We start from the raw sequence: 533 nt of genomic DNA on the forward strand, positions 1-533 counted from the left end.
CCCGCAGAGGTCTTCCGAGAAAAGATGATGGAAGAGATGGGTCGATGCCCCTACCCTCAAAAGGCATAGGAGTCGCAGTTCAGGTATCGCTCACAGGCTTCGCTGAACGCTACAACGCGAAGTTCGCAAAGGCACCCGCCAAGCCAGATAACCTGCATCGTGCTTTGAACATCGATCCGGATCGCCTCGTGGAAGTCTTTTGTCTCCGCGACAAACGCTATGTCACCAAAGACCTGACGCTGAAGTACGACCGCAAGCGCATCCGGTTGGAGGTCAATGATCTGACGCGTGGCTTGGTCGGCACATACGTCGATGTCTACGAGATGCCGGACGGGCGCATCCAGGTGCGTGCCAAAGGCGTTGCCCTGCCCTGCAGCATCTTCGACCCGCATCAGCAGCGGGTTACCCACGCAGCAATCACCGAGAACAAGCACCTCAGTGTGAACCGGCATGCAAGATTGACCCCTGTATTGGGGTAATCGGCGTCCAAAAGTGACCCCCCTGATATTTCTGTTCAGAAGCTTCCTCGACGG

At 56.5% G+C, this 533-nt stretch carries 1 pseudogene; it reads left to right on the forward strand.

Annotated features, from left to right (window positions below):
• Positions 1-479, forward strand: a pseudogene (locus ACGKZZ_RS17285) (hypothetical protein); the annotation flags it as partial.
• Positions 480-533: the final 54 nt, after the last annotated feature.

This window comes from Marivita sp. S2033 (assembly GCF_046592965.1).
GTDB lineage: Bacteria > Pseudomonadota > Alphaproteobacteria > Rhodobacterales > Rhodobacteraceae > Marivita.